The organism is Polyangiaceae bacterium (assembly GCA_015075635.1).
Classification (GTDB): Bacteria; Myxococcota_A; Polyangia; order Polyangiales; family Polyangiaceae; genus JADJKB01.
In genome coordinates this window covers 1303336-1321057 of the sequence record JABTUA010000002.1, presented here as the reverse complement: position 1 = coordinate 1321057, position 17722 = coordinate 1303336, and the positions used below count along the sequence as shown (strand labels likewise).

The window sequence follows — 17722 nt, the reverse complement described above, 5'->3', positions numbered from 1 at the left end:
CGCACGCCGTACGCGGGCCCGGCGCAGAGAATTGCGCCACGACGCCACGACGCCACGACGCCACGAGAGAATCTGTTTTTGTCTCTGGGTCTGACGGCGCGCGCGTCGCCCGAAACGGCCTTGCGGTCACGCGGGCGTGAACAGGTCGGCTGTAGGTCGTCAGTTGCAGAACCAACTCCCGGCACAGACGCACGTGCTCGCGCCGTACTTGCAGACTTGTTGCACCTGCGAACATGGCGTGCCGGTGGCCGGCTTTGCCGGCGGACAGGGAGTGCCGCCAGTGCCGCCGGCTCCACCCGTTGCGGCAGTCGCCTGACACCCGTCACCCTGTGCCCAATCGACCCCACACGGACCCTGTGCGGTCACGCAGCACGCCTTCGCTGGCAAGGGCTTCTGCGGGCAAAGCGCCGGATTGCAGGCTGCGCCGCCCCCAGCCCCGCCTGCTCCCCCGGTCGTGGAAGCGCCAGCCGCACCGCCGGTGCCCGCACCGCCGGTGCCTGCACCGCCGCCAGCGCCCGCATCGGCGCAGAAACAGGGCTGGAAGCCCGATCCGTCAGGCAGGCAAGTCTGGTAGCCCTCCTCGCCACCACCACACGCGCAGGCGATCTGCTGATTGGGAACACAACCGGGATTTCCCCCGACGGCGCCAGTGCCCGCAGTTCCACCGGACGCTGCGGCGCCACCTGCGCCGCTGGTCCCGCCGTCCTCGGAGCTACCGCAAGACACCACCAGCAAGCTCATGACCACCCACCGCATCAATACAGCGTAGCTCAACAGCCCGGCGCCGGACATTCATCCTCGCAGGGGGAGGCCCAAGCGCGCCCGCCCGGCGACCGCCCTTCTAGTCACGCGGGCGTGAACGCTGTAGGCCGTCGGGTGGCCGCGAGATCGCTTCAGCAAGGACTCCGAGAAGACAAATTCTCCTTCTTCTTCTCTCGCCGTGGCGCCGTGGCGCAATTCTGGCGACCGCCTTCTGGTCACGCGGGCGTGAACAGGTCGGCTGTAGGTCGTCGGGTGACCGCGTTGCGGTCACGCATGCGTGAACAGGTCGGCTGTAGGCCGCCGGCAAGGACTCCGAGAAGACAAATCGTGGCGTCGTGGCGTCGTGGCGTCGTCGCGCTACTTGACTGCCTACGCTCTGCCCCGACTCTTGCCCGTGCCGACGGCCCCGGCGATCAAGTGCGCCACCCGCACCGGCTCCGGCAGCTTCCCGTGCAGCCTGGTCGCACGGATCAACCGCGCTGCCGCTCGGGCGTCGAGGCCCACGCGCTGCACGAATAGCCCCTCGAGCATCTCGCCAGGGCCGGCGCGCTCGATCAGCTTCCACTTGCGCGCGCCCGCCGGCACGTTCTGCGTGAGCGCGCGCCGCACCTTCTCCAGGTTCGGCCGGCGTCGCGCCACCACCATCACCGGCACGCCGAGGGCTTCGTGCAGGGCGTGCACGTCCAGCACGTTGAAGCCCGCCACCGCGATGCCCTGGAGCAGCACGGCCTGGATCAGCCCCGCGAACTGCGAGCCCCGGATCATCTCCAGCACGCGGCGCGTGGCGTCGGCCCCGTCGGCGCGCACGCGCCCGAGCAGCACGCCGTCCACCCGCGTGCCGGCGCACAACACGCCCACCAGCGGAACGTTGCCGCGGAACCGCGGCGGAAAAGGCGCGTCGTCGAAGGCGACGACGTTCACGCGTGGACGTCCTCGCCCAGGTACGCGGCGCGGATGCGCTCGTCCTCGCGCAGCTCCTGGCAAGTGCCGGAGAGCACGACCTCGCCCGTGACCAACACGTAGGCGCGGTTCGCCGTCTGTAGCGCAAGGCGCGTGTTCTGCTCCACGAGCAGGATGGTGATGCCGCTCTTGGCGATCTCGCGGATGGCCGCGAACACCTCCTGCACGATCTTCGGCGCGAGCCCCAGGCTCGGCTCGTCCAGGAGCAAGAGCTTCGGCTCGGCCATGATGGCCCGGGCGATGGCCAGCATCTGCTGCTCGCCGCCGCTGAGCGTGCCGCCCTCCTGACCCAGGCGTTCGCCCAGGCGCGGGAAGAGCTGGATGGAACGCTCGAGCCCGCGCTTCTGAAGCGCCGGGTCGCGGCGCAGGAAGCCGCCGAGCTGGAGGTTCTCCCGCACCGTGAGGTTCCCGAAGATGGCCCGCCCCTCCGGCACCAGCGCCACGCCCTCCGCGACGATCTGGTGGGTCTTCCTGCCACGGGTGTCGCGGCCGAAGAGCTTCACGCTGCCGGTCTTCAGCGGCACGAGCCCCACGATGCTCTTGAGCGTGCTGGTCTTGCCGGCGCCGTTGGCGCCGATCAAGGTCACGATCTCACCCGGCGCGACCGAGAGGGACACGCCCTTCACCGCGGCGATGCCGCCGTAGCTCACGCGAACGTCGCTGAGCTCGAGCGCGGGCGTCTCAGCCATCCGCAGGCTCCTCGGGCTTTGCGTGGCGCGGGCTGCTCACCGCCTCGAGATCGCGCACCGCCTGCTCGGGGCTCTCCTCGCCCAGGTAGGCCGCGAGCACCTTCGGATGCTCCTTGATCTCCGCCGGCGGCCCCTCGGCGATGGTCTCGCCGTGGTCCACCACGTGGATCTGCTCACACACCGCCATGACCACGCTCATGTTGTGCTCGACCAGCACCACGGTCAGCCCCAGCTCGTCGCGCAGGAAGCGGATCTGCTTCTCGAGCTCCAGCGCCTCCTGGCTGTTCATGCCGGCGGCGGGCTCGTCGAGCAAGAGCAGCTTGGGCGAGAGCATCAGCGCTCGCGCGATCTCCAGCCGGCGCTGCGAGCCATACGGCAGGCTGTCCGCGGGCTCGCTCGCCAGGTCCTCGAGCTTGAAGATCTGGAGCAGCTCCGCCGCGCGGCGCCGGAACTCGCGCTCGTCGTCCATGTAGCGCCTGCCGCGCAGCACCGCGGAGAGGAGGCCCGCCTTGTGGATGCGGAAGCCCGCCACCATGACGTTCTGCTCCACCGTCATCGAGCGGAAGATCCGGATGTTCTGGAAGGTGCGCGCGATGCCGCGGGCGGCGACCTTGGCAGGGGGCCAACCGCTGATGTCCTCGCCGTCGAACGTGACGCGCCCGCCGTCCGGCCGGTAGACGCCCGTCACGACGTTGAAGATGGTGGTCTTGCCGGCGCCGTTCGGGCCGATGAGCCCGAAGATCTGCGATTTTTCCACCGCGAAGCTGACGCCGGCGATGGCGCGCAGGCCGCCGAAGATCTTCTCGACCCGGTCGAGGGCGAGCACGCTCACCCCGCCGGGTGCCACGAGGCGCGTCACTTGGCACCCGCCTTCTTGCGCAGCAGCGAGAGCGACAGCTCGCGCGTACCCAGGAGCCCCTGCGGGCGCACGATCATGATCACGATGAGCAAGAGCGCGTAGAGCACCAGCCGGTACTCTTGCAGGTCGCGCATCAGCTCGAGCGTCACCGCCAGGAAGATGCCGCCGATGACGGCGCCGGATATCGAGCCCAGGCCGCCGATGATGATCATCACGATCATGTCGATGGACTTCTCGAACTTGAAGTCCTCCGGCCGGATGCCGCTCTGCATGTGAGCGAACAGGCCGCCGGCGATGCCCGCGGTGGCGGCGCTGATGGTGAAGGCCGTCACCTTGAGCCGGGTGGTCGGCGTCGCCATGGCTTCCGCCGCGATCTCGTCCTCGCGAATGGCGATCAGCGAGCGACCGGTCTGACTGAAGGTGATGTTGCGCACGATCAGGATGACGACGACCACCCAGAGGAAGACCCAGAAGAAGCTCGTGTACGGCGGCAGCCCGGCGGGGTCGTCGCCGAAGTAGCCGGTTGCCGCGCCCAGGGCCTTGGTGTTGTTGAAGAGCAAGCGGATGATCTCGCCGAAGCCCAGGGTGACGATGGCCAGGTAGTCGCCCTTCAGGCGCAGGCTCGGCACACCCACCGCGAGCCCCGCGACGCCGGCGCAGAACGCGCCGACCACCAGGGCCAGGTTGAACACGACGGCGTCGGCCAGGGCGCCCGCGCCGAGCGCCGAGGTGACGCCGGGCGCGAGCTTCACGCCGACGAAGGCCGTGGCGTACGCGCCGACGGCCATGAAGCCGGCGTGGCCGATGGAGAACTGCCCCGTCGTGCCGTTGATCAAGTTCAGTCCGACGGCCAGGATGATGTTGATGCCGCACAGGAGCACGATGCGCTGCACGTATTCGATGAGACCGGCCTGCACGCCCAGCCCGATGCCGTAGATGGCGCCGACCACCGCCGTCGAGACGGCGACGCGGATCAGCCACTGTCGCGGACCGAGCTCCTGCATCACACCTTCTCCTGCCGCACCACGCCCAGGATGCCCTCGGGGCGCAGGATCAGGATGACGATCAGGATCACGAACGTGATCGCGTCGCGGTAGTCGGGGCTGACGTAGCCGGCCACCAGCTGCTCGGCCATCCCGATCAGGAGCCCTCCGACCACCGCTCCGGGGATGTTGCCGATGCCGCCCAGCACCGCGGCCACGAACGCCTTCAAGCCCGTCAGCGTGCCCATCAGCGGGTTGATGGTGATCTGATCGAGGCCGAACAGGATGCCGCCGGCCGCGGCCAGGGCCGAGCCGATGGCGAAGGTCGCGCTGATGGTGCGGTTGGTGTCGATGCCCATCAGCTTGGCAGCGTCCAGGTTGACGCTGACCGCTCGCATCGCGCGGCCCGTCCAGGTGCGCTGCACCAGGTACCAGAGCCCGAGCATCAGCACCATGGTCACCAAGAAGATGGTCAGCTTGATGTTGGTCAGGATCACCCCGCCGACCTCGAACCGAACCTCCTTGATTATTGGCGGATAGCGGCGGGGGTTCGGCGAGAACACCAGCATGCCGAGGTTCTGCAGCAAGAGGCTGACACCGATGGCGGTGATCAGCGGGGTCAGGCGCGGCGCCGAGCGCACCGGGCGGTAAGCCAGCCGTTCGATGGTGACGCCCAAGAGCGCCGACGCAGCCATGGCCGCCACGAGCACGATCAGCGCCAGGTAGATGGGGAATGCCGCGCCGCTCTGCTCGAGCTTCTCGATGCCCAGCGAGCCGGCGGTGTAGAAGCCGGTATAAGCGCCGACCATGAAGACCTCGCTGTGCGCGAAGTTGATCAGCTTCAGGATGCCGTAGACCATCGTGTAGCCCAGAGCGATCAGGGCGTAGATGGACCCGAGCGAGAGCCCGTTGATGATCTGCTGGAAAAACTCGCTCACGGCTGGACGGTGGCGGCGAACTTGGCCTTGCCGCCCTCGATCTTCAGCACCACGGCGCTCTTCTGCGCGTTGCGCTGCGGGTCGATGGTGATCGCGCCGGTGACGCCTTCGAAGTTCTTGGTGTCGGCAAGCGCGGCGCGTAGCGCGTCGCTGTCGGTCTTGCCAGCGCGCTTGATGGCGTCCACGAGCACCGCCGCGGCGTCGTAGCCGAGCGCGCCGAGCCCGGTCGGCTCGACGTTGTATTTGGCCTTGAAATCGGCCACGAACTTCTGGGCCTTGGGCGTGGCGGCGTCGGGGGCGAAGTGATTGGAGAAGTACGAGCCGTTGATGGCGTCGCCGCCGATCTTGAATAGGTCCGGCGCGTCCCAGCCGTCGCCGCCGAGCAGCGGCAGCTTCACTCCCAAGCGCTCTGCCGTGCGTGCGATGGAGCCGACCTCGGCGTAGTAGCCGGGCACGAAGATGGCCTGCGCCTCGGTGCCCTTGATCGCCGTGAGCTGCGCGGAGAAGTCCGTGTCGCCCTGGCCGTAAGACTGCTCTGCGACGATCTTGCCGCCCATCTTCTCGAACGACTCCTTGAACGCGTCCGAGAGGCCGATCGAGTAGTCGTTCTTGACGTCCTTCAAGATCGCGACCTTCTCGACCTTGAGCGTCTCCTTGGCGAACTTCGCCATCACCTTGCCCTGGAAGGGATCCAGGAAGCAGACGCGGAAGATGAAGTCGCCGACCTCGGTGACCTTCGGATTCGTGGACGAGGGCGAGACCATCGGGATCTTGCGCCGCTGCGCCACGCGTCCGCCCGACAGCGACAGGCTCGACGCGACCTCGCCCAGGATGGCCACGCTCTTCTCGACGTCGATCAGCCGCGTCACCGCGTTCGCCGCTTCGGCCGAGTCGCCGCGGGTGTCCAGCGTCACGACCTTGAGCTTCTTGCCGAGGACGCCGCCAGCTGCGTTGGCCTCGTCGATCGCGAGCCGCACCGCCTTGTCGGTGTCCTGGCCGAAGTGGGCCGTGCTGCCGGTCATGGAGGCGTAGTGGCCGACCACGAGCTCGCTGCCCCCTCCGCTCGAGCTGCCGCCGCCGGCGGCCGAGCCGCCCTTGCAAGCGGACACCCCGTATAGAGCCAGTGCCGTGGCGGCGATGAACAGACTGCGACGACCGAGACGCATGTGCTCCCTCCAGGCGGGCGGAGCCCGCGAAAGCCGCGGGACGCTACCACAGCCCCGGGCTAGAATCGTGGGATGAGGCTCGGCAGTGCGGCGGTGGTGTCGGCGGTGGCGCTGTGGGTGGCAGCCGGTTGCGGGGGCGAGGAATTCGCCAGCAAGTCGGGGACCGGGGGCGCGGCGGGCTCGGGTGGCGAGAGCGGCGGGGGCGGCACGACCGGCGGCGCGGGCGGAGCCACGGGCGGCAGCGGCGGCGTGACCGCGGGCGCCGGCGGCGTGATTGGAGGAACCGGCGGCGCGACCGGAGGAACCGGCGGCGCGACCGGAGGAACCGGCGGCGCGACCGGAGGAACCGGCGGCGCGACCGGAGGAACCGGCGGCCTGCCCGCGTGCGGCGGGGGCGTGTGCGCGCCAGCCGTGCCGGGCGGTTGGAGCGGTCCCATCGCCATCATCGACGCGGCGGCGAAGACGGCGGCGACCTGCAGCGGCGCTTACCCGTCGGAGGTCCTCTTCGCGCACGACCAGCTGTCGGGCACTCCGCCCGCCGCGCAGTGCGGATGCTCCTGCGACGCCTCGGGCGTCGCCTGCTCGAACATACGCATCGACGCTTACGTGGCCGGCACCTGTAGCGGCGCTGCCTGCTGCGGCGGTACGGCGTGCACCACGGTCAGCCTCGCCAGTGGCGCGTGCGTCGCCGCTGGGGCGTCCCTCTGCTCCGGCGTGACCCACGCTCAGATCAAGGCCGACGTGAACAAGAGCTGCACACCTTCGACGCTCACCAACCTGGACAACATCGACTGGACCAGGACCATCCGCGGCTGCGCGCCGGCCTCGACGAGCTCGTGCTCCTCCGAGACCTGCGTCCCCCATCCCGGCTCCCCGACCACGGGGCGGGTGTGCATCTACAAGGACGGAGACAACAGCTGCTCGGGAGCGTATTCCCAGAAGATCGCGACCTGGGAGACGCTGGACCAGCGGACCTGCTCGAACACCTGCGGCTGCCTGGCGCCGAGCTGCGGGTCGCTGCAGCCCTACTCCGCGCAGAACTGCGCGAGCCCGCTCGGCAACCCGGCACCGGTGCCGATGAACTGCGCCGCCCCGTTCGCTGGCTCGAACGTGCAGTCGGCGAAGTTCACTTCCGCGGCCCCGAGCTGCACCACCTACGGCACGCCGACACCGGGCGGCGAGGTCCAGCAGGACGCGGTCACGATCTGCTGCTTGCCCGGTTGACGTCAGAACGCGACCGGCACGTCGATCTGGATGATGTGGTTCGAGTCGATGGTGTCCGAGTCTCGCATGGGCTTGTCCAGGAAGGTCGCGTAGGCGATGCCCGGGCGGATCCACAGGCTCTCGCCGGCCTTGATGTGCAAGCGCGGGCCGATGGCGAAGGAGAGGTTGTCGCGCAGCGCGCTGTTCGCCTCGACCGGCGGAGCCTTGGGCGTCGAGAGCCAGCGCTGGTAGTTCAGCTCCGCGCCCAGCGACAGCATCGGGATGAAGAAGTAGCCGGCGTGGAGGCCCGTCGTCAGGTTGGTCTTGGAGCTGTCCTTCTCGACGTCCTTGCCCTTCACACGCTGAAGGAACAGCACCGTGGCCTCCGCCTGCACGGTGAGCCCGCCGGACACGTACGCCAGGCCGACGCCAGGGAAGGGCGTCATGAAGTTCACGGCGAACATGGCGTTGTCCATGTAACGGCGCGCGGCCATGCCGGCGCCGAGGGCCGCGGCCTTCTCCGGCTTCGGATCGTCGCCGCCGTTCGAGCCCAGCGGTAGCGCCAGGCCCAGGAACAGCCCCAGCTTCAGCTCGGGGCCGAGAGCCATGCCGTAGAGGGCGCCGAGCACCGGGTTCAGGAACGCCGAGCCGCCGCCGGCGGCCGCGTTGGGCTCGGGCGGCGAGTAGCTCACGTAACCGAGCCGCACCAGCGGCGCGAGATCGTCCATGACCTTGTACGAGAACAGCAACGACGTGGCGATGGTCGTGCTGCCCGAGTCTGCTCCCTTCGGCTTGACCATGAGGAGGGACGTGTCCGAGCGCACGACGTTCCCGGGCGCTACCGGCCGGAGCTGCCAGGGCAGCGAGTAGGGGGGCTTCTTCGGCTTGGCCTCCGCCGCAGGCGCAGCGGCTTCGGCCGCCGCAGGCGCGGGCTCCGCGGGAGCTGCTGCTTCTGCGGTCGCGGGCGCGCCCTCGGCAGGGGCGTCCTGGGCTCCGGCCACGGACGTTGCGGTGACTCCCGTCAGCAATGCGAAAGCGAATGCAGCCCTCATGATTCGAAGTACCTCCTGTACGTCGCTGTCCTTCATTTCGCACGCTTCCGCGGTGCTTCGGAGGCCCCGCGCGAGCTCGCATGACATCGCTCAGCTCGCGCCGGAGCGCGCGCGCAAATCTCTCAGTGGATATACTGGTCCTCTGAACGAAGTCAGCCGAATGTCGCACAATTTGCGCAAAATCGGGGTGTCCCGCCCGGGGCCAGTCGGGCTCACTCGGCTGCATTCGGCGCGCGACGCGCGAACTGAAGCTCGTGGAGCTTCGCGTACAGGCCACCGAGCTCGAGCAACTCTGCGTGGTTCCCTTGCTCGACCACCCGCCCTTTGTGGAATACGACGATGCGATCGGCGCGGCGGATCGTCGAGAGCCGGTGGGCGATTACCACGGCCGTGCGATCACGCATCAGCTCCTCCAGCGCGCGTTGGATGCGAGCCTCCGTGTCACTGTCGATGTTGGCGGTGGCCTCGTCCAAGATCAGAATCGGCGCGTCACGGTACAAGGCCCGCGCGAACGCGATGAGCTGGCGCTCCCCGGCGCTGAAGTTGGCGCCGTGCTCGTTCACCGGACAGTCGATGCCCTGCGGACGCCGCTCGAACAGATCGAGCGCGCCCAGGCGTTCGAGCGCCTGGCGCACACGCTCGCGATCGGGTGTCTCGCCGGCTGCGATGTTGCTGCACACGGTGCCCGGGAACAGGTAAACGTCCTGCGGAACCACGGCGAAGCGCCGCCGCAGCTCGGCGCGGGCGAGCCCCGCCACGTCGTCGCCGTTCACCCGCACCGTTCCGGACTCGACCTCGTAGAGCCGGAGCAGAAGCTGGGTCACCGTGCTCTTGCCGGCGCCGGTCGGCCCGACCAGGGCCAGCTTCTCGCCGCGCTTTGCCGCGAAGCTCACGTCCCTGAGCACGGGAACGCCGGGCTTGTACGCGAAGGTGACGCGGTCGAGCTCCAGGGCGAGCTCCCGGTCTCCGGTCGGCTCGGCCGGCTTGGGCGGGGCGTCGCGCTCCGCGGGGTCGGTGCCGTCGAGCAGGCCGAAGATGCGCTCCGCGCCCGCCATCGCGCTCTGGAGCAGCGTGAAGCGCATCGCCAGCATGCTGATGGGCTCGAAGAACTGCACCACGTAGGCGTTGAACGCGACCACGGTGCCGAAGCTCACGCGGTGGTAGCCGAAAGCGACCACGATGGATGCCAGGCACACCGCCGTCAGCATCTCGATGGCCGCGTCCTGCATCGACTCGAATTTGATGCTGGCGATGTTGGCGTCACGATAGGCGCGGTTGATGGAGTCGAACTCCTCCGCCGCCCGATCCTCGCGCCGGTAGGCCTGCACCACGCCCATGCCCGCCACCTGCTCGTTCATGGTGGCGTTCATCCGCGCGGTCTTCGCGCGGATCTCTCGGAAGGCCTCGCGCATGCGCCCGCGCACGGCCACCATCAGGAGCAGCACCAGCGGCGTGGCAGCGAAGGTGATGAGCGAGAGCTGCCAGTCCAGCATCACCATCAGGACGACGATGCCCAGCAGGCGCAGCAGGTCCCCCGCGGCGCTCAGCGCCCCGGACGCGAACAGCTCCAGGATCGCGTCCACGTCGTTGGTGACACGGGTGACCAGGCGCCCGACCGGCTGGCGGTCGAAGAAGCCGATGCGCAGCTGGTGCAGGAAGGCGAAGATGTCGCGGCGCAGGTCGGACGTGGCGCGCGCGCCGAGCACCTGCGTCGTGTAGACCTGCACGTAGTTCAGCACCTGCTCGAAGACCACCACGCCGAGCAAGACGAGCCCCGAGCGCATCAGCACGGCGGGGTCCCCGGCGAGCACGCCTTTGTCGATGGCGTGCAGCATGACCAGGGGCCGGACCAGGGAGGTCGCCGCCGTGACGAGCACGCCGGCCAGGGCGAAGCCGAGCAGCCGCTTGTGCGGCCGGAGATACGGCCAGAGCCGGGCGATCAGCCGCCGGTCGTAGATCTTTCCGAGCGCGCTCTCCTCGTGGAAGGCCTTGAGCAGATCTTCGGTGCGTTGCTCGGCCGCCTCGTCGTCGGCCGCGCTCTTCGCGCTCTCGACGCTCATGGCGCGGAGACCTCCCGACTCGAGGGCGGCAGCTCCTCGGCGCCGAGCCGCGCGAGCTCGCTCTCGATGCGCTGCTCCTCGGCGAACACCGAGTACAGGCCCCCGCTCGCCACGAGCTCGTCGTGGCTGCCGCGCTCGACGATCTTGCCCTGCTCCAGCACCACGATCTGATCGCAGCGCGAAGCGGCGGCGACGCGGTGCGTGATCAGGATCAGGCCGCGCTCGCGCTTTTGGCGCTCGATGGCCTCCAGGATGCCCTTCTCCGTGCGCGCGTCCACGGCGGAGAGCGGGTCGTCCAGGACCAGGATCTTCGGCTCGCTCACGAAGGCGCGGGCCAGCGCCACGCGCTGCTTCTGACCCCCGGAGAGCTGCACGCCGCGCTCGCCGACCACCGTGTCGAAGCCGTCCGGCAGACCGAGGACCTCGTCCAAGATGTGCGCCTCCCGCGCGGCCTCGCGCACCGTGAGCAGGCTCTGCTTGGCGTCGGGCTCGTCGAGCGCGAAGGCGATGTTGCGACCGATGGTGGTCGAGAACAGGAAGGCGTTCTGCTGAGCGTAGCCGATGGCGCTGCGCACGCTCTCGAGCGGCAGGTCGCACACGTCCGTGCCGTCCAGGAAGATGCTGCCGCGCGGTGCGGGCTGAAGGCGCGGGAGCAGCACTGCGAGCGTGCTCTTGCCGCTGCCGGTGCGGCCGAGGATGGCCAAGGACTTCCCCGCCGGCAGCTCGAAGCTCACGTCGGACAGCACCGGCTCGTCGCCGTACGCGAAGGAGAGGTGCTTCACCGAGAGCGAGCCCTGGATCGCCGGAGGCGGCGCGAGCTCACCGTCCACGATGTCCGGTTGGGCCTCGAAGACCTCGCGCAGCCGCGCCCAAGAGGCGCGACCGCGCTGCACCAGGCCCACCAGGAAGCCGAGCGCGATGAGCGGCCAGGTGAGCCGAGCCAGCGCGCGGTAGAAGGCCAAGAAGCCGCCGGCGCTGAGCTCGCCCGCCAGCATCAAGTGCCCGCCGTACCAGAACACCACCAGGATGCCCACGGTGGTGATCGCGCTCATGATCGGGCCCATGCTGCCGCGCAGCCGGGCCAGAGACAGCGTCTTCTCGTAGTAGTGCTGGTTCTGCTTCTCGAAGCGGGCCTTCTCGCTGTCTTCGAGCGAGAACGACTTGACCACGCGCATGCCGGCGATGCTGGACTGCACCATCTCGCTCATCATGCCGAGGCTGTCCTGGTAGTCCTTCTGGCGCGTGAAGATCTGCCGCGAAAAGTGCCGCGTCACCAGTAAGAGCAGCGGCAGCGACGACAGAGAGGCAAGGGTCAGCTTCCACGACATGCCGAGCGTCACGGCCAGCGCGCTCGCCAGCGCGAGCACCGTGTTGATCACGTTGAGCACGCCGAAGCCGAGCAACAGCCGGACCTGGGTCAGGTCGTTGGTGACGCGGCTCATGATCTCCCCGGTGCTCATGCGGCGGTAGAAGGCCGGGCCCAGCTTCTGCAGGCGATCGAGCATCGCCCGGCGCAGCTCGTACTCGGCGATGCGCCCGCCGTTGAAGATGGCCACGCGGGAGAGCACGCGGATGGCGAAGGAGGCGATGGCCACGCCGATCAGCGCGAGCCCGAGCAGCGTCGCCGCGGAGCGCTGATCGCTGACCGCCAGGTCGATGGCTCGCATCAGCCGCGTGTCGAACCAGTACTGCGCCAGCTGGTAGACCGCGATCAGCACCAGGCCGACGCCGTAGCGAGGCAGCTGCCGAGCGAAGTGTGCGCCGAGCGTGACGGGGATCTCGGACGGAGGAGGGCTCGGGCTAGCCATGCGAGCGAAGGACCATCGCATAAAGCGAAGACGCTCGTTCTACCAGGCGCCGGCGCCCCCGGGACGTCCGAAGCTCTCGGCTTTTTCGCCGGCAGTCGGCCGCCCCGCTCTCAGGACCTGGCGCTGACCAGTCCGAGCGCGATGGCCGCTTTGGTCAGCGCGGCCGTTCCCTGGACGTTGAGCTTGCGCATCAAGCGCTCGCGGTGGGTTTCGACGGTCCGCACGCTGATGCCGAGCTCGTCGGCGATCTGCTTGTTGGTGAAGCCGTCGGCGATCAAGGTCAGGACCTGGAGCTCGCGCCGCGACAGCGAGCCGCTGCCGGAGCTGGGCGGAGGCGGGACCGAGTCGCCGAGCGCGAGCAAGCGCCGGGACCCCGTGTCCTCGTCCGTGCGAAGCTGCCCGAGCACCGCCAGCACGGCGTCGCGTCCGGCCGTCTTGTCCAGGAACGCGCTGGCTCCCGCTACCATCAGCTCCTTCGCCGAGGCGCAGCCGGAGTCGAGCCCCAGGACCACCACGGCGACCTCCGGGAAACGAGCACGGAGCATGCGGACGGCGTCCAGCGGGCCCGGGGTCGAGCCGCTGAGGGTGACCAGGAAGACGTCGGGGCGCAGGTGAGCCGCGCGGCCCACGGCCTCGTTCGTGTCCACGGCGGTCGCGAAGATCTCGACGCCGGGAGCGTCGCGCAGAAAGCTCTTCAGCCCAGCGAGCACCACCGGGTGGTCGTCGATGAGCATGACCCGCAGCCGGTCGTCTCGGGTCTTGGGTGTTGGTATTGCGTGCATCAGTGAGCGGCGGGGGAGCCACCGCGATCTTCGCGCCCGGTACAGTCGTTAGACCTCCGGAATCCAGGCGAGAATCCGCATTGATACGGAAGCTAGGTGGTCGGAGGTGAGCGACTCGGGGTGAGAGTGCGAGTCTCGGTGCGAAGCGACTGAAGCGTGACCCCGCGGAAAGGCGCGGTCAAGCGCGGCTGTTGACCGTGGTCAAGCGCTGACGCGCTGCGGGATTCAGGCGTCGAACGCCCGCACCACGAACCAGTAGCAGGCGAGAACGAGCGCAGCGCTCGCGGCGACCCTTCCGAGTGGACGCTCCGGCGCGCGCCGCCTGACGGCGAGGAGCAACGGGAACGCAAGCGCGATCACCGCGAGCTGTCCGAGCTCCACGCCGAGGTTGAAGCCGACGAGAGCGCGGGCGAGGCGTACGGGGGAGAGCTCCATGCTCGTGAGCACTCGCGCGAAGCCGAAGCCGTGGACCAGGCCGAACAGCGCAGCCACCGCTGCGCGACCCAGCTCTGGCCGCTCGCTCCTGCCGACTAGAGTGAAGTAGCAGGCCGCGAACAGCGCCACACCGAAGAGCGCAGGCGCCACCGAGCGCGAGAGCGCGAGGGCGGCGAGCGCCGACAGCACGAGCGTCAGGACCGCCGCGACGGGCAAGAGCGCGCGCTCGCGGCCCTCGCCGATCCAGACGTTCTCCACCGCGAGCAGCGCGATGCTCGCGGCGATCAGGGCCTCGACCGGTCCCTCGCGGGGTGCCAATGCGCCGAGCACCGTGAGGGTCAAGGTGGCGCTGTGCCCCAGCGTGAAACCGGTGACCACCAGCGCCGCGCCGCGCAGGCTCCTCGCGGCGAACAGCAGCATCAGCACGAAGAGCAGGTGGTCCCAACCCGTGGCGATGTGCTCCACGCCCAACCAAACGAAGCGAGAGAAGCTCTCGGGCGCGGGTGCGCTCCGCTCCAGCGTGGCGCTCTGCCCGCGGGCGTCGAGCACGTGCTCGCTGGGCGGCGCGTCGCCGAAGCTCACGCGCGCCAGGTGCAGGTGGGACGGGTTCTGCGCCACGAAGAGCGAGCTCCCGAGCGTCAGCGCTCCCTCGCCCGGACAGCTCACGCTCCACACCAGCTCGATCCACTCCGGATCGCTCTGGCGCTGCCGCGGCTCGGTCGCTCGACAGGCGCCCGCCGGGGTCGAGAGGAGCAGGCCCTCGCGGACGTGCGCCGTCAGGCCCGCCCCAGCGATCAGGCTCGCGTCGAGCAAGCTGACGCGGGCCGTCACCGTCGCGGCGTGCCCGTCGATGCGCCAGGTCGAGTACGACACGCTGCGCGTGTGCGCCTCGGAGCGGCTGCACCAGAGCAGCAAACACAGGCCGAACAGCAAGAGGGCGAGCCGCTTCACGAGCCGAGCTCCGGCAGTAGAGAGAGCTTCGCGCGCGCCCGACGCTCGGCCAGGAAACGACGCAGCTCTCGCTCCGATGCTCGCCGTCGCCATTCGGCGCCCACCAGCTCGCGCACGTCCTCGAAGCGCGGCGGGGACCCGCCGCCGCGGGACTTCACGCGGAGGAGCCGGTAGCCGTCGCCGCTCACCAGCGGCTCGCTGATCTCACCCACGGGCAGCTCGCCCAGGGCGCGCGCCAGCTTCGGGCCGAGGTACTGCTCGAGCTTGGTCAGCGGAAGCTGACCCGCTGGCAGCGGCAGAGGCGGTGGGTCCGCGGGCACGGTTCGCCCTTCTCGCCAGTCCGCGCGCGCTGCGAGTGCGCGGCTCCGCGCAGCCGGGCCCTCGAAGTACAGCTCCTCGACCTCGACGCGAGCGTCGCTCGTGAAGTAACCCGTGTTCTCGCGGAAGAAGTCCCGCAGCTCGCCCTCGCTCGGCTCCTTCGCGGGCGCCTCCGTGACGAAGCTCAAGGTCGCCGACGACAGATCCGCTCGCACCCGCCGGTCGCGCTGAGCCAGCCCGAGCTCGAGCGCCGCCTGCACCAGCAGCTCCTCGTCGATCAGGCGTTCGAGCACGTGGCGTCGGAGCGCAGGATCCTCCGTCCCGCGCTTCCCGTCCGCGGCGGCGGCGGCCAGCGCGGTCTCGTAGTCGGCGCGTCGGATCGGCTGACCGTTGACCACGGCCACCGCGTCGTCTGGAAGCCGAGGGCTCGGCGCGCGCACGATGCCCGCCGTCGCCAGCGCGACGCCCGCCAGCGCGCCGCACAAAAGCAGCCAATTCCCCGGTGTCTTCATGGCGTGACCTCCTGCCAACGCACGTAGATGGGTGACGACCAGGCGCGCTCCTCGTTCTCGCTGAGGCAGTCGTCCTCGAACTTCGTGCGGTAGTCGCCGTAGCAGGGCCGGGCCTGGACGCAGTTGCCGGCCGCGTCGCGCTCGCAGCGCAAGCCGCCGGCGTTCACCGCCGGCGTGGGCTCCTGGATGGCGCGCACGTAGTAGATGACGTCGCGCTTCCCTTCGACGAACTCCGGGTCCTCGAGCTCGATCTCGCAGATCTCGCGCCCTGCGTCGCAGCTCACGCGCTTCCAGGGGTCGTCGATCGCCGTCGCGAGCTCGGCGTCCGCGCCCCGGAGCGGGCGGATGCGCACCACCTCGACGCGGGTGATGCGCCGGCGCTGGTCGCCGGCGTTGAAGCACTCGCCCAGGCAGAGGCGCTCGACGTCGCGGGCGCCCAGGCGCTCGTGGACCCAGTCGGGGCAACCCGGCTTCTGCGCGAACGCGCCGGCCGCGCGCACGCGGAGCTTCGGCGCCGTGCCGAGCTTCACCTCGGAGCCCATCGCCACGCGTCCGGACGGGCCGTTCTCCAGATCGAACCAGAGCAGGATGCGCTCGCCGGAGGTGCCGTACACCTCGCGGCGTCGCAGCGCGTCCCAGATGGCTTCCCGCGAGCGTCCCTGGCTGTGGACCGCGACCAACCCGCCGGTCATGAAGAAGCTGGCTTGTCGCTCCAGGTGCACGAGCTGGAACGGAGCCAGCTTCATCAGATCCTCCGCGCCAAGTGACTCGCTCTCCGGCAACGGCGGCTTCTGCTTGGGGAAGAAGCGCTGGCGCCAGGACTCGCTCTCGGGCCCGGTGGCCTCACCCATCTTGCGGCGGCCGAATTCCTTGTAGCCGGTGCCCGGGCGTGCGCTGTGGTTGTCGCTGGAGGCGATGAAGCCGAAATTCGCGCCCTTCGCCAGCGCGTACTGCGCGGAGGCGCCGGGCCGATAGCTGAACGCGGGGTTGAAACAGTCGCGACACTGTCCGCAGTCCTTCCAGTCCTCGACGCCGGCGCCAGGCACCGTCAGGTGACCGGCCACGCCCGCGCGCACGTAGTCCAGGCGCGCCTTCTCGACGCGCCGCTCGCACTCGGCGGCGGGCGCGTCCGCGCAGCGCCCGCGGATGATCTCGCCGGCGCGCCAGCAGCAGGGCTCGTGATCGGGCGTGGGCGCCGGACACGTCGCGCCGGGCTCGTCGAAGGCGCCGTTCACCTCCTGCCACGAACGGTACTCCTCGGAGTTGCCGTGGCCCGAGTAGATCTCGAACAGGTTCTGCCGCTTCGGGTCGTTCTGACTCGGGTCGAGCTGCTTGTCCCAGGTGTAGCCAGGCGGCGTGTAGAAGCCCCAGGTGGTGCCGTGCGGGATGACCAGCGCGTCGAAGCCCCAGTGATCGAGCTTGTCGAAGAGCTCGCGGGGCGTGGCCGCCAGCTCCCGACAGTCGCGGGGCAGCTCCTTGCTGTTCACTCCCGCTGGGCAGTCCCCGACGCGCGCCGACTCGCGCTGAAACTCCTGAAGGTCGAGGTAGCGCTGGCGCCGGGCGAAGTCGCGCACCGGAACCAGCAGGCGATCCAGCTCGGAGCCGCCGCCCATGCGAGCGGCGTTGCGCATCGCGGCCGCCACGGTGCCGCCAGCGCCGATGGGGCGCGCCGGCAGCGCGGCCTCGGCCGTCTCGCGGAAGATCACGTTCTTGTGGCCGTAATGCTCCTTCGGTGTGGTCCCGACCTGCGACCACTCCCAGCCGGTGTACGCGACCACGTCGGGGTTCGCCGGATCCCCGGCCACCGCGTTGCATTGCCGGACCGACTCCTTCGTCTCGGCCCACTGCCGCGGCGTCAGCCCCTCGGCGTGGTCCGTGATGGCGAAGAAGTCGAGCTGCGAGCAGAAGCGGGCGAAGTCGCAGGCGTCCGCCGGCGGGTGTGCTCCCTCTCCGCCGAGCAGCGGCAAGCTGCGCATGAAAGCGTCGGCGGAGAACGTGGTGTGGACGTGGAGATCGCCGAACAAGATCTGCGAGCGCTCGCCGGTCACGCGCTCGGCCTCACGCCGGCTCTGAACGCTCTCCGGCGGCGGGCGCTTGGGGTTCACGGTCCCCGCGCTCTCCAGCTCGCCGCCGCCGTACACGAAGTGAAACGCCCCGCCCAGGCACCCGAGGGCACACACGACCCCGACCCCGATCCTCCACCGCTTGGACATGGCGTCCGGCTAACTCGGGAGGCTCCGCGTG

Annotated in this window: 13 protein-coding genes and 2 pseudogenes; 1 reads left to right on the top strand and 14 read right to left on the bottom strand. The window is 69.6% G+C overall.

Going from position 1 to position 17722, the window contains the following annotated elements; all coding sequences use genetic code 11:
- Positions 1 to 159: 159 nt before the first annotated feature.
- The 7 genes from HS104_22225 to HS104_22195 all read right to left on the bottom strand — a co-directional run bounded on the left by HS104_22225 (position 160) and on the right by HS104_22195 (position 6357).
- A complete protein-coding gene (locus HS104_22225; protein ID MBE7482681.1) occupies positions 160 to 756 on the bottom strand; it encodes a hypothetical protein in 597 nt (198 codons plus the stop codon).
- Between the two features lie 375 nt (positions 757 to 1131).
- Complete coding sequence (locus tag HS104_22220; protein MBE7482680.1) at positions 1132 to 1683, bottom strand: DUF99 family protein; 552 nt, start codon at positions 1681 to 1683, stop codon at positions 1132 to 1134.
- Positions 1680 to 2411, bottom strand: a complete 732-nt coding sequence (locus tag HS104_22215) for an ABC transporter ATP-binding protein (GenBank protein ID MBE7482679.1) — start codon at positions 2409 to 2411, stop codon at positions 1680 to 1682. The genes HS104_22220 and HS104_22215 overlap by 4 nt, the downstream gene beginning before the upstream one ends.
- A complete protein-coding gene (locus HS104_22210; protein MBE7482678.1) occupies positions 2404 to 3243 on the bottom strand; it encodes an ABC transporter ATP-binding protein in 840 nt (279 codons plus the stop codon). The genes HS104_22215 and HS104_22210 overlap by 8 nt, the downstream gene beginning before the upstream one ends.
- Before the next feature lie 23 nt (positions 3244 to 3266).
- On the bottom strand, positions 3267 to 4274 hold the full coding sequence (locus HS104_22205) for a branched-chain amino acid ABC transporter permease (GenBank protein MBE7482677.1): 1008 nt from the start codon (positions 4272 to 4274) through the stop codon (positions 3267 to 3269).
- The gene (locus tag HS104_22200) at positions 4274 to 5191 is read right to left on the bottom strand and encodes a branched-chain amino acid ABC transporter permease (protein MBE7482676.1); all 918 of its coding nucleotides are present in this window, start codon (positions 5189 to 5191) and stop codon (positions 4274 to 4276) included. Before HS104_22200 ends, HS104_22205 begins: the two co-directional genes overlap by 1 nt.
- On the bottom strand, positions 5188 to 6357 hold the full coding sequence (locus tag HS104_22195) for an ABC transporter substrate-binding protein (protein ID MBE7482675.1): 1170 nt from the start codon (positions 6355 to 6357) through the stop codon (positions 5188 to 5190). The genes HS104_22200 and HS104_22195 overlap by 4 nt, the downstream gene beginning before the upstream one ends.
- 165 nt (positions 6358 to 6522) lie before the next feature.
- Here HS104_22195 and HS104_22190 point away from each other — a divergent pair.
- Positions 6523 to 6729 (top strand): annotated as a pseudogene (locus HS104_22190) (hypothetical protein).
- Between the two features lie 1724 nt (positions 6730 to 8453).
- Here the strand turns inward: HS104_22190 and HS104_22185 are convergent.
- The 7 genes and pseudogenes from HS104_22185 to HS104_22155 form a co-directional block, all read right to left on the bottom strand.
- Positions 8454 to 8543, bottom strand: a pseudogene (locus tag HS104_22185) (acetyl-CoA carboxylase biotin carboxyl carrier protein subunit).
- A gap of 281 nt (positions 8544 to 8824) precedes the next feature.
- A complete protein-coding gene (locus HS104_22180) occupies positions 8825 to 10609 on the bottom strand; it encodes an ABC transporter ATP-binding protein (protein ID MBE7482674.1) in 1785 nt (594 codons plus the stop codon).
- Positions 10610 to 10668: 59 nt separating this feature from the next.
- Positions 10669 to 12480: an ABC transporter ATP-binding protein gene (locus HS104_22175; protein MBE7482673.1), complete on the bottom strand. Its 1812-nt coding sequence runs from the start codon at positions 12478 to 12480 to the stop codon at positions 10669 to 10671.
- A gap of 110 nt (positions 12481 to 12590) precedes the next feature.
- Entirely contained in the window at positions 12591 to 13214 is a 624-nt protein-coding gene (locus HS104_22170; GenBank protein MBE7482672.1) for a response regulator transcription factor, read from the bottom strand.
- Between the two features lie 273 nt (positions 13215 to 13487).
- Complete coding sequence (locus HS104_22165; GenBank protein ID MBE7482671.1) at positions 13488 to 14648, bottom strand: HupE/UreJ family protein; 1161 nt, start codon at positions 14646 to 14648, stop codon at positions 13488 to 13490.
- Entirely contained in the window at positions 14645 to 15478 is an 834-nt protein-coding gene (locus tag HS104_22160) for a peptidyl-prolyl cis-trans isomerase (protein MBE7482670.1), read from the bottom strand. The genes HS104_22165 and HS104_22160 overlap by 4 nt, the downstream gene beginning before the upstream one ends.
- Positions 15475 to 17691 carry a DUF3604 domain-containing protein gene (locus HS104_22155; protein MBE7482669.1) on the bottom strand — a complete coding sequence of 739 codons (2217 nt, stop codon included), beginning with the start codon at positions 17689 to 17691 and terminating at the stop codon, positions 15475 to 15477. Before HS104_22155 ends, HS104_22160 begins: the two co-directional genes overlap by 4 nt.
- Positions 17692 to 17722 lie beyond the last annotated feature (31 nt).